The organism is Kutzneria sp. NPDC051319 (assembly GCF_040682195.1).
In the GTDB taxonomy this organism is placed as follows: Bacteria; Actinomycetota; Actinomycetes; order Mycobacteriales; family Pseudonocardiaceae; genus Kutzneria.
Genome location: NZ_JBFBAM010000014.1, coordinates 74,610 through 87,516 on the forward strand (window position 1 = coordinate 74,610; position 12,907 = coordinate 87,516).

At 68.5% G+C, this 12,907-nt stretch carries 10 protein-coding genes and 1 pseudogene; 2 read left to right on the forward strand and 9 right to left on the reverse strand.

What is annotated here, in order from left to right; translation table 11 throughout:
* Nucleotides 1-19: 19 nt before the first annotated feature.
* From AB0M73_RS16825 to AB0M73_RS16835, 3 genes and pseudogenes are all read right to left on the reverse strand, one after another.
* Nucleotides 20-1,075: a hypothetical protein gene (locus AB0M73_RS16825; protein ID WP_363891629.1), complete on the reverse strand. Its 1,056-nt coding sequence runs from the start codon at nt 1,073-1,075 to the stop codon at nt 20-22.
* Nucleotides 1,052-2,040, reverse strand: a pseudogene (locus tag AB0M73_RS16830) (galactosylceramidase); the annotation flags it as partial. The gene AB0M73_RS16825 and the pseudogene AB0M73_RS16830, both read right to left, overlap by 24 nt.
* Before the next feature lie 26 nt (nt 2,041-2,066).
* The gene (locus AB0M73_RS16835; RefSeq protein ID WP_363891511.1) at nt 2,067-3,704 is read right to left on the reverse strand and encodes a DUF4978 domain-containing protein; all 1,638 of its coding nucleotides are present in this window, start codon (nt 3,702-3,704) and stop codon (nt 2,067-2,069) included.
* Between the two features lie 409 nt (nt 3,705-4,113).
* Here AB0M73_RS16835 and AB0M73_RS16840 point away from each other — a divergent pair, with 409 nt between their 5' ends.
* Entirely contained in the window at nt 4,114-5,067 is a 954-nt protein-coding gene (locus AB0M73_RS16840; protein WP_363891512.1) for a dienelactone hydrolase family protein, read from the forward strand.
* Nucleotides 5,068-5,151: 84 nt separating this feature from the next.
* Nucleotides 5,152-6,078 carry an alpha/beta hydrolase gene (locus tag AB0M73_RS16845; RefSeq protein WP_363891513.1) on the forward strand — a complete coding sequence of 309 codons (927 nt, stop codon included), beginning with the start codon at nt 5,152-5,154 and terminating at the stop codon, nt 6,076-6,078.
* Nucleotides 6,079-6,214: 136 nt separating this feature from the next.
* Here AB0M73_RS16845 and AB0M73_RS16850 read toward each other — a convergent pair whose 3' ends face one another.
* The 6 genes from AB0M73_RS16850 to AB0M73_RS16875 form a co-directional block, all read right to left on the reverse strand.
* On the reverse strand, nt 6,215-8,191 hold the full coding sequence (locus tag AB0M73_RS16850; RefSeq protein WP_363891514.1) for a glycoside hydrolase family 31 protein: 1,977 nt from the start codon (nt 8,189-8,191) through the stop codon (nt 6,215-6,217).
* Between the two features lie 17 nt (nt 8,192-8,208).
* Nucleotides 8,209-9,018 carry a carbohydrate ABC transporter permease gene (locus tag AB0M73_RS16855; protein ID WP_363891515.1) on the reverse strand — a complete coding sequence of 270 codons (810 nt, stop codon included), beginning with the start codon at nt 9,016-9,018 and terminating at the stop codon, nt 8,209-8,211.
* Nucleotides 9,015-9,887: a sugar ABC transporter permease gene (locus tag AB0M73_RS16860; protein WP_363891516.1), complete on the reverse strand. Its 873-nt coding sequence runs from the start codon at nt 9,885-9,887 to the stop codon at nt 9,015-9,017. Before AB0M73_RS16860 ends, AB0M73_RS16855 begins: the two co-directional genes overlap by 4 nt.
* Nucleotides 9,884-11,125 carry an ABC transporter substrate-binding protein gene (locus AB0M73_RS16865; RefSeq protein WP_363891517.1) on the reverse strand — a complete coding sequence of 414 codons (1,242 nt, stop codon included), beginning with the start codon at nt 11,123-11,125 and terminating at the stop codon, nt 9,884-9,886. Before AB0M73_RS16865 ends, AB0M73_RS16860 begins: the two co-directional genes overlap by 4 nt.
* A gap of 4 nt (nt 11,126-11,129) precedes the next feature.
* Nucleotides 11,130-12,146: a LacI family DNA-binding transcriptional regulator gene (locus tag AB0M73_RS16870; RefSeq protein WP_363891518.1), complete on the reverse strand. Its 1,017-nt coding sequence runs from the start codon at nt 12,144-12,146 to the stop codon at nt 11,130-11,132.
* Nucleotides 12,147-12,207: 61 nt separating this feature from the next.
* Entirely contained in the window at nt 12,208-12,903 is a 696-nt protein-coding gene (locus AB0M73_RS16875) for a hypothetical protein (RefSeq protein ID WP_363891519.1), read from the reverse strand.
* Nucleotides 12,904-12,907 lie beyond the last annotated feature (4 nt).

Below are 12,907 nucleotides of genomic sequence, written 5' to 3' on the forward strand. Positions count from 1 at the left end.
TTCGGGCAAGGTCGGGTGGTCACGAAGAACTTCCGGTGATGGAGAGATTGTCGAACTGGGCGGTCTCGCCCTGGCTCGTGCCGTATCCCACCTGCCCGGCGGCCAGGGTGCCGTCGGTGATCGTGCGGACGGCGGTGCCGTCGATGACGGCCTTGATGGTGCTGCCGGAGAACGACAGGCCGATGCTGTGCCACCGGTTGGTGCCCAGCGCGGACACCGTGCCGCTGGCGAGCGTGACCTTGTTGCCGTCGTTGGCATTGTTGCGCAGCAAGGACCAGGCCCCCGTGTCGGAGACGCGCAGGTAGTACGCGTCGATGTCGGCGGGGGTGAACCTCTTCTGCGTGTTGGCGCGTCCGATCAGCTCGGCCTGTCCGGCCTTTTCCAGCAGCACGTCGGTGCTGACCGTGTAGTTGCGCCACGTGGTGTCGCCGAGCAGCGCGTACGGAGTGGACTGGAATGCCCAGTTGATGGGCGCCTGCGCGGTCATCTGCCGCACGCACCGCCCGGGCCGGCCGGCATCACACGCCGCGATCTCGAAGGCGCCCTGCTGATCCATCAGGTCCTTGGCGAACTTGCCCACGGCATAGCCGTCGAAGTTGTCCGCGTACGGCAGGCCCATGGCGTGCTGGGCGGGGCTGGTCGCCGTGCCCTTGCCACCGCCGGTCGTGGTGGTCAGCGTGTAGACGTATCCCGGTTGCAGGATCAGCGAGAACGTCCCGTTGGCCGCAGGGGTGATGTCGGCGCCGCGCACCATGTACGAGGAGGGGTTGTCGGAGTTGAGGTTCGTGGCCCAGACGTGCACGGCGCCGGTGGACAGACCGCCGGTGACCGCCGCCGTGAACGTCTGGCTCGCCTTGGCGTCCATCGTCTCGATGACGGTGCTGTAGTCGGTGTTGTTCGTCGACTTGAGCGTCACGTAGCTGCCGTTGGCCCGGTTTCCGCCGAGGTACCCGCCGGCCGAGTCGATGTAGTGCCAGCCGGGTGCGGTGAACTGCGTGGTGTGCGCCATCGCCCAGGCGTTCTTGCCGATCGAGTAGGACCCGGACCACGGCTGCGGGGCGGCCGCCAGGCCCATCGTCGGGAACGGCAGGTTCGGGGTGACGGCGGCGACGAGCGGCCAGTTGAGATAGGCGGTCGCTTTGCCGTCGAGGTAACCGCGGTTGATGCCCCGGGCGAGCGCCTGCGCGCCCGCGTTGTAGTCATCCGAACCGTTCTCGCTGGCCCACAGTGTCTTGCCCGACTTGAGGGCGTTACTGGTGCTCGGACAGCTGGTCTGCGCCGAGCGGTACCCGCATATGTAGTGCACGCCGATGACGTCTACCGCCTTGGCGAACGCGGCGTCGGACACGACGTCGTTGGCCACGTTCCAGTTCTGGGACGCGTCGGCGGCGACCACCCGCACGCTGCCGTACCCGTTGGCGACCAACGCGTTCTTCAGGCTCACGTACCAGCTCTTGTTGTAGGGGCGCCGTTCCATCCGCCCAGCGAGTCGATGGTCAGCCCGTTGGCCTTGGCGCAGTTCAGCCAGGAGAGCAGATAGTTGATCATGTCGGTGGACCAGAAGTCGCCGTTGCCGATCCAGCCCGGCGCGCCCCAGGACAACGCGGACAGCTTGATGTTCGGGTTGCGCGCCTTGGCCTGCTGCATCAACCACCACTCGTAGCCGCGACCGCAGTCGATCACGCCCCTGGTGTGCTCGTGGCTCGGTTCGGCGCCGCTGGTGGAGTTGGTGTCCCCACCGATCTCGACCTTGAGCAGCTGCACCGCCGCGCCGTAACCCGGACGGAACAGGTAGTCGAGGATCTGGGTGCGCTCCGGCTCCGGGTAGTCGAACAGCAGACAGCTGTTCCCGCCGCCACCGCTGACCGCGCCGATGCCGTCGAGCACCCGGCCGGCGCCCTTGCCGTCGATCGTCACGGTGGTAGCGGCCTGCGCGGGTCCGGCAAGGGACACCGAGAGTCCCGTGACGATCATGGCGAGAACCATTGGCAGGACGAACCGGCGGTCCCACAGCCCACGGTGACCGAAATGCCGTTGCATGGCGTGCTCCTGACCCCCAGGTCGACTCACGCGAACTTGCCGGCGTAGGCGACGCGGACGCACTCACCCGCGGTCAGGTTGACGACGATCTTGCCGGCCGAGGTGCCGTAGGACTTCGACGCAGTTCGCGTCCAGGCGTTGTTGGCGTTGTAGTAGCCACTTTCCACCGCGGTGATCGTGCCGCCGGGCAGCGTGTAGGTGGCGGCCTTGGTGCTGAGCACGGCGATTTCCGAGGAACTGCGCCTGATGGCGATGCCCTGCCCACCGCTGGTGGTCGCGTAGGTCACGCTCTGGCCGCCGAGCGTCTTGGTCGTGTTGCTACTCGCGGCGGCGGTGCGGTTGAACGTCTGCAGTGTCGTCCCGCCGCGCTCGACGGGACGCCGGGACGCCAGGTCCCAGCCGGCCTTGTTGATCGTGTGGTTCACGGCGGCGACCTTCGGCGACACGGCCTTGCGGGTGACCGCCTTCGTCGTCGGGTTGAAGTTGTACAGGCCGTTGTCGGAGCTGCCGCTGCTGGCGTCCGGATCCACCGCCGCGTAGGCGTTGTACGCGGTGTTGCCCGCGACAGCGTTGAACTTGAGCACGTCGGCGGTCGAGCCCCCCGCGCCGTTCTCCATGATCATCGGGAAGTTCCCGCCCTGTGCCCACAACGGATCCTGGCTGTAGTCGAAGACGTAGTCCAGGCTCGTGGTGTACGGGTCGTAGCCGAAGAAGTCCAGATAGGCGACACCGTGGGCGCGGCGGGCCTCGTTGTCGGCGACACCCGCGTCACCCTTGGGATTCGACCGGGTGTAGACGACATGGCCGGACTGCTTGATGGTCTGGCCGAGGCCGCTGAGGTAGTTCAGGAGCACGTCGCTGCGGAACTTGTCCGCGTTGGTGTATCCGCCGCTGCGCCAGAGATCGTTGCTGTAGGAGCTGTAGCTGCGGTCGATCCGGACATCCCACAGTCCCGACACGTTCGGCTCGTTGAGCAGCTGGAAGCCCACGACGGTGTGGCTGGTGTCGTAGGCCGCGAGGTGGTTCATGAGCTGGCCCAGGGCGTACTTCTCCCGGGCGAGCAGGTTCGGGTCGGTCTTGTCCAGCAGCACGAAGCCACCGGCCGGCTCACCGGGTTCGCCGGTGCCGCTCTTGCGCAGCACGCTGCCGTCGGCGCGGACCACCTTCTGGTAGTCGTTCATCACGTAGGACGGGATGCGGATGGGCACGCTGAGGCCGGTGGAGTCGTGTCCGAACCAGAGGATCTCGAGCTTCAGCCCGTACTCCCGGCACCAGTCGACGTAGCGGTCGACGTCCGTCCAGCTGAAGTTGTTCCTGGAGGTCTCGATCTTCGACCACCAGATGGGGATGTTCACGACGTTGAAGCCGTCCTCGGCGACCATGCGCAGCACCGGCTTCAGCTGGGCGTCGGTCCAGCCGCGGCTGTAGCGCAGCTTGTCGTACCGGTACTGGATGCCGCTGTGGTAGAAGGGCTTGCCGTCGACCATCAGCACCAGCTTGTCGTAGCTGGATCGCGTTGTGTCCACATACGACACCGCGCTCGCCGTGGTCGCGCCGGCCCGGCGCGGCACGCCGAGCACACTCAGCCCCGCCGCGCCGACGGCTGCGGCGCCGACGGTGGTGAAGAACTTGCGGCGCGGCCACAGACCCGTTGTCGGCTCCATTGCGCTTCCCTTCCACGGACGAATCGTGTCGAGATCTCGGATCGGGCCAACCGGTCGGGACGCGGACACCGACGCTGGAAAACGTATTCCAGCACGATGACCTTGGGGCGTCAAGGAATACGATCGCAGCTCTGCAACTTTCAGCGGCACGCCCGGCGTCGCGCCGATTCGCGCCATCGAAGCCGGCCGAACTGGGGCTTGGGGCGGAGCGGCGTTGTGCGTGCGGCACCAGCGCCGTACCTTTCGGATCCGGCGTTGATGGGGTCCCGGTACGGCCGAAAGACCGTCGCCACCGCGCGGAATGCGTTTCCCCGCAGCGCGGCCAGGGACACCGTCGAGCACACCGATGTCACCAACACCGGCGACAGCGCGTCGCCGGTGGAAGTCGAGTGTCTGGAGGCAGAGCTCTATGCGACGGATCGAAGTGCACACCGGGCGGGCGGGGACCCGCTCGTGGGGTCAGATGTTGAGGTGGTTCGCGGTCGCGATCGGTCTCGTGGTCCTCGCGACCATGGCCGGGACCGGCCCGGCCACGGCGACCGAGAACCCGTACCAGCCAGGTTCGGTGTCGGCCGCCGGTAATCCGTACCAGCGGGGACCGAGCCCGACCCGCGCGAGTGTCACCACCGCGGGCACCTTCGCCACCGCCTCGATCACCGTGCCGGACTTCCGCAAGGGCGTGATCTACTACCCGACCGACACCAGTCAGGGCACCTTCGGCGCGATCGCGTTCATCCCCGGCTACAACGGCTCGTGGGCCGCACTGGCGTGGACGGGGCCCTGGCTGGCCTCGTTCGGCTTCGTGGTGATCGGCTTCGAGGCGGCCAACCCCACCGACGGGGACACCGCCCGCGGCACCCAACTGTTGGCCGCGTTGGACTATCTGACCCAGCGCAGTCCGGTGCGCACCCGGATCGACCCGAGCCGCACGGCGGTCATCGGCCACTCGATGGGTGGCGGCGGAGCCATCTCCGCGGCAGCGAAGCGGCCGACGCTGAAGACCGCGATCGGACTGGCGCCGGCCATCTTCTCGACGGACGTGAAGACCCTGAAGATGCCGGCCATGGTGATGGCCGGGCAGAAGGACACCACGGTCACGCCGTCGTACGCCAAGAACTTCTACAACCAGATTCCGACGAAGAAGGCGTACGTCGAGCTCACCGGCGCCGGTCACGGCTTCCCCAGTTGGACGCCGAACTCGGTGATGATGCGCAAGGTCGTCCCCTGGTTCAAGATCTTCCTCGACAACGACTCCCGTTACACCCAGTTCCTGTGTCCGCAACTGGATTCGACCGGCGTCAGCGCCTACCAGAGCACCTGCCCGCTGCTGTCCGGAAGCCCGACCTCCACGACCGTCCGCTAGGAGGCGCCGACCCGAGCGACCTCACCACGGCGTGAAGCACCGCAGACACCCTGCCACGGCGATATCTCAGGAGGTAGTGAGGCAATGCGACAACACAGAGGACGCTGGTCCCGGCCGATCGGGGCGGTGCTGGCCGCCGCCGTGCTGGCCTCGACCGCGGCGCTGGCCGCGGCCGGTCCGGCGGCGGCCCACCCGACCGCCCCGAGCCAGGCGACCACGGCCGTCAAGGGCACCCAACGCGGTCCCAACCCCACGCTCGCCATGATCGAGGCCTCCCGCGGCCCGTTCGCCACCGCGCAGCAGAGCGTGGCTCCCGGCAACGGCTTCCACGGCGGGGAGGTCTACTACCCGACCGACACCAGCCAGGGCACCTGGGGGGCGCTGGCCATCATTCCCGGGTACACCGCGAGGTGCGTCAACCAACCCGCGCCCGAGGAGGCGTGGATGGGACCGTGGCTCTCGTCCTTCGGGTTCGTGGTGATCTGCCTCGAGACCAACAGCCCCAACGACTTTGACGTCGCCCGCGGCAAGGAGGCGCTGGCGGCGCTGAAGTGGCTGACCACGAGCAGCCCCGTCAAGAACCGGGTCGACCCGAACCGGCTGTCGGTGATGGGTCACTCGATGGGCGGCGGCGGCATGGTCTACGCGGTCGAACACCAGCCCTCGCTCAAGGCCGGCATCGGACTCGCGCCGTTCTCCCCCTCACAGAACATGTCCAGCGACCGCGTGCCGACCCTGGTGCTCGGCGGGCAGAAGGACCCGACGGTGACACCGTCGATGCTGGCCGGCCTGTACGCCACCATGCCGGCTTCGACCAAGAGCGCGTTCGCCCAGATCGCCGGGGCCGACCACGAGTTCTACCGCACCGCGAACAACGTCATGATGAAGCTGGTCGTCCCCTGGTTGAAGATCTTCGTGGACGGCGACAACCGGTACGAGCAGTTCCTGTGCCCCAAGCTGCCCGACCCGTCCAAGATCTCCATCTACCAGCCGAAGTGCCCCTATATCTGACGATCAGCGCGGCACCCGCCTCGCACTCCGACACGGGTGCCGCGCTTCGCCAGCTCCGGATCGCCGGCCTCGGCGCCGTCCGCTCGAACGGTTCCTGGGCCTTGGGTGATTCCGGTCGACATGCCCCGGGGGCGGGTCAGCCCCGGATCGGGACGTCCGCTCCGTCGCGCAGGAACACCGGAATCCGGTCCAGCGGCGCGTCCACCGACAGGTTCTCGCCGCCGGCGTGCTCCTGGCCCGTCCAGGCGTCGGTCCACCGGGCGCCGGCCGGCAGACACACCGCACGCCGCCGGCCGCCCGGTTCCAGAATCGGGGCCACCAGCACGTCCGGACCCAGCATGAACTGGTCCTCCACGGTCCAGGATCGTTCGTCATCGGGAAAGTCGACGAACAGGGGCCGCATCGGCGGCACGCCCTGCTCGTGCGCGACGCGCATCTGCTCCCCCACATAGGGTCGCAGCCGCTCCCGCAGTCGCATCGTCCGTTCGATCAGGGCCAGCGCCCGCTCCCCGTACGACCACACCTCGTTGGGGCCGCCCGTTCCGCTCGGCCCCCACGGCGTCCGCGGCTCGCGGTAGCCGTGCAGCCGGAACAGCGGGCAGAACGCCCCGTACTGGAACCACCGGACGATCAGCTCCTGGTAGTCCGGCGACGTCGCGTCACCCCCGTCGAAACCACCGATATCCGTTGTCCACCAAGGAATGCCGGACAGCGCGATGTTTAGCCCGGCCCGCACCTGCGCCCGCAGTGACGCCCAGGTGGACGGGATGTCGCCGGACCACACGGCCGCGCCGTAACGCTGGCTGCCGGCCCAGGCCGAACGACACAGCAGCAGCACCTCGTCGTCGCCCTCGGCCTGCAGGCCGTCGAAGAACGTCCGCGCATGCGCCTGCGGGTAGAGGTTGAACACCTCGCTGCCCGTGCCGGCGTGGAAGCTCAGGTTGTCCGGGTGGCCGGGCTGGATCTCGGGCTCACAGGCGTCCAGCCACCACGCCTTCACGCCCTTGTCGTAGTAGTTGCGCTTGACCAGCGACCAGACGAACTCACGCGCCCCTGGGTTGGTGGCGTCGTAGAAGGACACCGGCAGCTCGGTCTCGAACCCCTTGTCGAACCAGGGCGCCTGCGCCGGCAGGCCACGCTCGGCCCCGACCAGCAGGCCACGGTCGCGCATCGCCGCGTGGTTCTCGCTGAGCGGGCTCACCGAGGGCCAGATCGACACCATCAGCTTCACGTCCAACTCGTCCAGCTCGCGGATCATCGCGTCCGGGTCGGGCCACTCCGCCGGGTCGAACCGCCAGTCGCCCAGATGTGTCCAGTGGTAGAAGTCCACGACGATGCCGGCCAGCGGCAACCCGCGGCGCCGGTACTCGCGGGCGACCGCCAGCAGCTCCTCCTGGCTGCGGTAGCGCAGCTTGCACTGCCAGAATCCGGTCGCCCAGTCCGGCAGCACCGGCGGATGCCCGGTGGCATCGGCGTAGCGCGCCAGTGCCTCGGCCGGACGGCCGGCCGTGATCCAGTAGTCGATCTGACGGGCCTGGTCCGCCACCCACCGCGTGCCATTGTCGGCGAACTCCACCCGGCCGACGGCGGGCATGTTCCACAGCAGGCCGTAGCCCCGGTTGGACAGCACGAACGGGATGCTCACCTCGGCGTTGCGCTGCACCAGGTCCAGCACGAGGCCCTTCTGGTCCAGCCGACCGTGGGTGTGCTGGCCCAGCCCGTACAACCGCTCACCCTCGTAGGCCTGGAACCGCTGCTCCAGTCGGCCGCCGGCGAGCAGCATCCGCGCGCCCGGCCACCAGAAGTGGGCGCGCTGCTCGGAGAGCAGCTCCTTGCCGGTGTCGGTGCGCACGAAGCGGATCAGCGGATCGAGGCCGGTGTGGGACTGTTCGACGGCCACGATCGCGGTCAGCGCGCCGTTCACGATGCGGCCGTCCGGGGTGGCCGAAGCCGCCGTCGGTTTGGGCGGCAGCAACGCACCGGGCAGGTCGTCCAGGACGCGGTGCCGGCCGACCCGCACACGCAGGCTGTCGTCGCCATGGGCCTCAATGCGGATGACCTGGTCGCGCGCCGAAACCTCCAGCGCGCGACCACCGTCGCGGACCACGATCATCGTTGGCTCCCTCGATGTCATTCCTTGACCGCGCCTCCGGTCATGCCGGCCACGACGTAGCGCTGGGCGACCACCAGCAGGATCGCCGCGGGGACCGAGGCCAGCACTGCGGTGGCCATGACCCCGTTCCAGTCCGCGGTCTGGTTGCCCACGAAGCGATAGATCCCCACCGTGACCGGCTCGATACCCTGCCCGGTAGTCAGAGTGACCGCGAACAGGAAGTCCGCCCAGGCGAACAGGAACGAGAACAATCCCGCGGTGATCACGGCGTTGCGGCTGACCGGGACGATGATCGCGGTGAAGGTGCGCCAGTAGCCCGCGCCGTCCACCCGGGCCGCCTCGGACAGCTCACGCGGGATGGCGACCATGAAAGCCCGCAGCACCAGGATGGCGAACGGCACCGTCGCGGTGGAGTCGGCCAGCACCAGCCCGAGATAGTTGTCGATCAGACCGAGGTTGCCGAACAGCGCGTACAGCGAGTTGGCCATCACGATGCCGGGGATCATCTGCACGATCAGCAGCACGAACACGAACACCGGGCCGCCACGCCACGGCAGCTGCGCCAGCGAGTACGCCGCCGGTGTCGCGATCAGCAGCGACACCACCACGGTCCCGCCGGCGACCAGCAGGCTCGACAGCAGGTGCCCGCCCTGCGTCGCCAGCGCCTCGCGGTAACCGTCCAGCGTCGCGGGAAACGGCAGGAACTCCGGCGCCGGCCGCAGCAGCGCGCCACTGGGTTGCAGCGACGCGTTGAGCATCCAGTACAGCGGAAACAGCAGCACCAGCACGATCAGCACGCCGACGGTGGTCTTGCCCCAGCCCCTCATGCCAGCGGCTCCCGGGCCGAAGAGCGCAGGTACACGAAGCCGAACACGGTCGCCGCCAGGATCAGCACGTTCCCGACCGCCGCTCCCTGCCCGAAGGCGAAGTCGTGGAAGGACAGGCTGTAGGAGAAGGTGGTCAGCGTCTGGGTGGCGTTGGCCGGACCGCCGCCGGTGATCACCATGATCACGTCGAACACCTTGATCGTGTACACCAGGCCCAGCATCAGCACGATCCCGGTCACCGGCCGCAGCAACGGCCACGTCACGTTGCGAAACCGCTGCCACGGCCCGGCGCCGTCCAGCGCCGCCGCCTCGTACAGCGATACCGGAATGGCGCGCAGACCACCGTGCAGCAGGACCAGGTTGAACGGGATGCCGATCCAGATGTTGGTGAGAATCACGGCCGGCAGCGCCCAGCCGGTGTCGGTCAGCCACGGGATCGCGGGCAGGCCCACCAGGCGCAGCGCCGTGTTGAGCACGCCGTGGTCCTGGTCGAAGATCCACCGCCAGACCGCGCCGCTGACCACCAGCGGCAGCAACCAGGGCAGGAGAAGCAGCGCGCGCAACGTGGCACTACCCAGGAAGCGGCCGTTGAAGAACACGGCCAGCGCCAGGCCGATCCCGAACTGGAAGGCGATCGAGCCGACCGTGAACCACACGGTGTTCAACGCCGCCTTGACGAAAACGGGATTGCCCAGCGCCGCCAGGTAGTTCGCGACCCCGGTGAACGGCGCCTCGCCGGTGTAGAAGGAACGGACGCTGTAGTCCCGCACGCTCATCAAGACGTTGTAGACCAGCGGATACCCGAAGAAGACCAGCACGTACAGCAGCGCGGGCAGCAGGAAGGCGATGGCGGCCGTGCGTCGGCTCACGATCCCCCCGCCTGCCGCTGGGCCTGGCTGAGCGCCTGCTGTGGGGACTGGCTGCCGGTGATCGCCGCCTGCACCGCGGTGGCCAGCGCCTGGGACACCTTGGGGTACTTCTCCCCCAGCTCGGCCGAGCGGGACCGCGCGGTGGCCACCTCGGTCACGAACGGTTGCATGTTCGGGTGCTGCTGGCCGAACTTCTCGGCGACGTCGGTTTTGGACGGCACGTAGGCGTGGCCGGCGTCCCAGCTCTGCATGACCTCCGGCGACAGCAGGCAGGACAGCACCTTCGCCGCCGACTGCTGGGTGGCCTGGCCGGTGGCCGGGATGACGCCGATCTCACCGCCCAACGCCACGGTCGGGCTACCGCCCGCGGCTGGCGTCGGGATCGGCATCACGCCGTAGTGCAGCGACTTCTCGCCGTCCAGCCGGGCCAGGTTCCATGAGCCGTTGATCATCATGGCCGCGTTGCCGGCGACGAACTGGTCGGCCACGTCGTTCTGGTTCCAGTTCAGCACCGACTTCGACGCCGAGCCGCTGGTGACCAGGCCCGATACGAACTCCAGCGCTCGCACGGCCTTGTCCGAGTCCACTGTGGACAGATCAGCGCCGTTGCTCCAGAAGAACGGCAGGAACTGCCAGGTGCCCTCCTCTGACGGGATGGCGGAGAAGGCCAGGCCGTACCGCTGCCCCTTGGTCAGCCTAGCCGCGGCCGCCTTGAGCTCGTCCCACGTGCGCGGCGGCTCCACCCCCGCCTCGGCCAGTAGATCCTTGTTGTACAGCAGGGCAAGGCCGTTCACGCCCGGCGCGAGCCCGTACACCTTGCCCTGGTAGGTGCCGGCCTTGACGATGCTGTCGAAGTAGCCGTCGGTGGAGATGCCGTAGTTCGACAACGGGGTCAGCGCACCGGTGCTGGCGATCTGCTGCACGGTGGGGTTGTCGGTGAACACCAGGTTCGGCAGTGACCGGGAGCTCGCGCCCTGCAGAATCTTGGGCAGCATCTGGTCGGTGGGCACGGTCTGCCGCTGGATCGTCACGCCGGTCTGCTTCGAGCAGGTGTCCAGCACCTGCTGCCAGGCCGCCGAGCCCTGCTGGTCGGTGTAGTAGTCCAGCTCGGTGATGGAGTTCGCGGCGGCGCCGCCGGACGACCCGCAGGCGGCCAGCGCCAGCACGAGCGCCACTGCCGCCGCCGGCCTACCGAAAGCCTTGTTCAGGCGTGCAATCGTGGACGACAACGCCGTCATCTCCTCAGGTGTCGGATCGAGTGGGACGCCCGCTGCTGGCGCGCTGCGTCAGCCGGGGCGAGAGCAGCCTGATCTCGGCCGGCGCCGGGCCGTCGAGCTGGCGCATCGTCATGTCCACGGCCAGCCGGCCCAGCTCGGCCGAGGGGATGGCGACCGAGGTCAACGCGACGGACTGCGCCATGGCCATGTCGTCGGGACAGACCGCCACTACGGAGATGTCGCCGGGCACGTCCAGGCCGCGGTGGCGCACCTCGGACAGCAACGGGCCGAGCACGGCCTCGTTGTGCGTCACGATCGCCGTGATCGACGGGTCCGCGCCCAGCGTCTGGTCAAGGTAGGCGCGCACGCCGTCGTAGGATGGCTCGCACGGGTGGGACACCGCGTGCAGACCATGCGCCGCCACCGCCTCGTTGAAGCCGCGCAGAAACCGGCCGGCGTAGCTGGTGCCGCGTTCGTACACCGCGGGCGACGGCCCGAGCAACGCGATGCGCCGATGCCCGAGGTCGGCCAGGTGATGCACGGTGACCGCGCCGGCTGCCGCGAAGTCGAGGTCCACGCAGGTCAGTCCGCGCGGTTGGTCGGGCACGCCGACCAGCACCACGGGCCGCTCCAGGGCCGCCAGCACCGGGATCCGCGGCTCGGCCGACTCGACGTCCATCACGATGAGCGCGTCGGCGATGGCCGAGCCGATGACGCGGCGCAGCCCGGCCGGGCCCTCGTCCTTGGTCAGCAGCAACAGGTCATGGTCGTACGCGCGGGCCGCGCCGATCATGGCCGCGACGAACTGCATCACCACGGACACGTTGAGGTCGACCCGGAAGGGCACGACCAGCGCGACGACGCTCGTGCGGCTGCTGGCCAACGCCCGGGCGCGGGCGTTGGGGTGATACCCCAGCCGGCGAATGCTCTGCTGCACCCTTCTCCTGGTCTCCAGCGAGATCGCGCGCTTCCCGCTGAGCACATAGGACACAGTGCTCGGCGAGACCCCAGCCGCCCTGGCGACGTCCATGATGGTCACCATGCCGACCTCCCCTTGTCCTGGCACACCTGATCCGGCTGACCAACACCCCAACGCCCTCACCTCATGAGGAACTGACGCCGAAGTCGGTCACGGCGAAGTTCTTGCCACCGCTGGCCGAGGTGATCTCGAACCCGAACTGGACGTCGCCCAGCGTGACGTCGCCGAACCAGCCCTTCGACTTGATCCAGTTCAGCACCGCCTTCACATCCACGGCGCCGGCGGTGGTGTTGCCCTGGCGCAGGAAGGAGAACACCGCGTTGCGGCCGTTGGATCCCTTGTAGACGTCCCAGGTGTGACCGCCGACGGTCACCGTGGCCTGCTTGCTGCCGATCGGACCGACCGCGCCGGCCTTGGACATCCAGAGCATGATCTCGTACCTGTTGCTGTCGGCCCAGATGTCGTAGGTCGCCTCGTAGCTGCCACCGCTGGGCAGGCTCACCGCGAAGTTGCTGGTGACGCTGCCGATCGCGCTCAGCTTCTTGTTGACGGCCTTCGCCACCTGCGGGTAGGACTTCACGCCGCCGGTGTTCGGCTGGTTCGAGTTGACGCCCCAGTCGCGGTACGAGTTGCCCCAGATCGTCTGCGGACCGGCGCCGTGGCCCCAGACGTCGTTGCGCAGGGTGTAACCGCCGTTGCTCCAGGTCGCCCACTGGGCCGACGAGGACCAGACCGCCGCCGCGTCAGAGGTCGATGCCGTGAGCGCCACGGCGGCGACTGTGGCCACCCCGACGGTCGCACATCGCAGGAATGCGCGCATTGTT

Bases quoted from the DNA above. Each gene is read 5' to 3' on its own strand.
- AB0M73_RS16825 (WP_363891629.1), bottom strand. From the start codon at position 1,075: ATGGGCCTGGCGGCCGCCCCGCAGCCGTGGTCCGGGTCCTACTCGATC.
- AB0M73_RS16835 (WP_363891511.1), bottom strand. From the start codon at position 3,704: ATGGAGCCGACAACGGGTCTGTGGCCGCGCCGCAAGTTCTTCACCACC.
- AB0M73_RS16840 (WP_363891512.1), top strand. From the start codon at position 4,114: ATGCGACGGATCGAAGTGCACACCGGGCGGGCGGGGACCCGCTCGTGG.
- AB0M73_RS16845 (WP_363891513.1), top strand. From the start codon at position 5,152: ATGCGACAACACAGAGGACGCTGGTCCCGGCCGATCGGGGCGGTGCTG.
- AB0M73_RS16850 (WP_363891514.1), bottom strand. From the start codon at position 8,191: ATGATCGTGGTCCGCGACGGTGGTCGCGCGCTGGAGGTTTCGGCGCGC.
- AB0M73_RS16855 (WP_363891515.1), bottom strand. From the start codon at position 9,018: ATGAGGGGCTGGGGCAAGACCACCGTCGGCGTGCTGATCGTGCTGGTG.
- AB0M73_RS16865 (WP_363891517.1), bottom strand. From the start codon at position 11,125: ATGACGGCGTTGTCGTCCACGATTGCACGCCTGAACAAGGCTTTCGGT.
- AB0M73_RS16870 (WP_363891518.1), bottom strand. From the start codon at position 12,146: ATGGTGACCATCATGGACGTCGCCAGGGCGGCTGGGGTCTCGCCGAGC.
- AB0M73_RS16875 (WP_363891519.1), bottom strand. From the start codon at position 12,903: ATGCGCGCATTCCTGCGATGTGCGACCGTCGGGGTGGCCACAGTCGCC.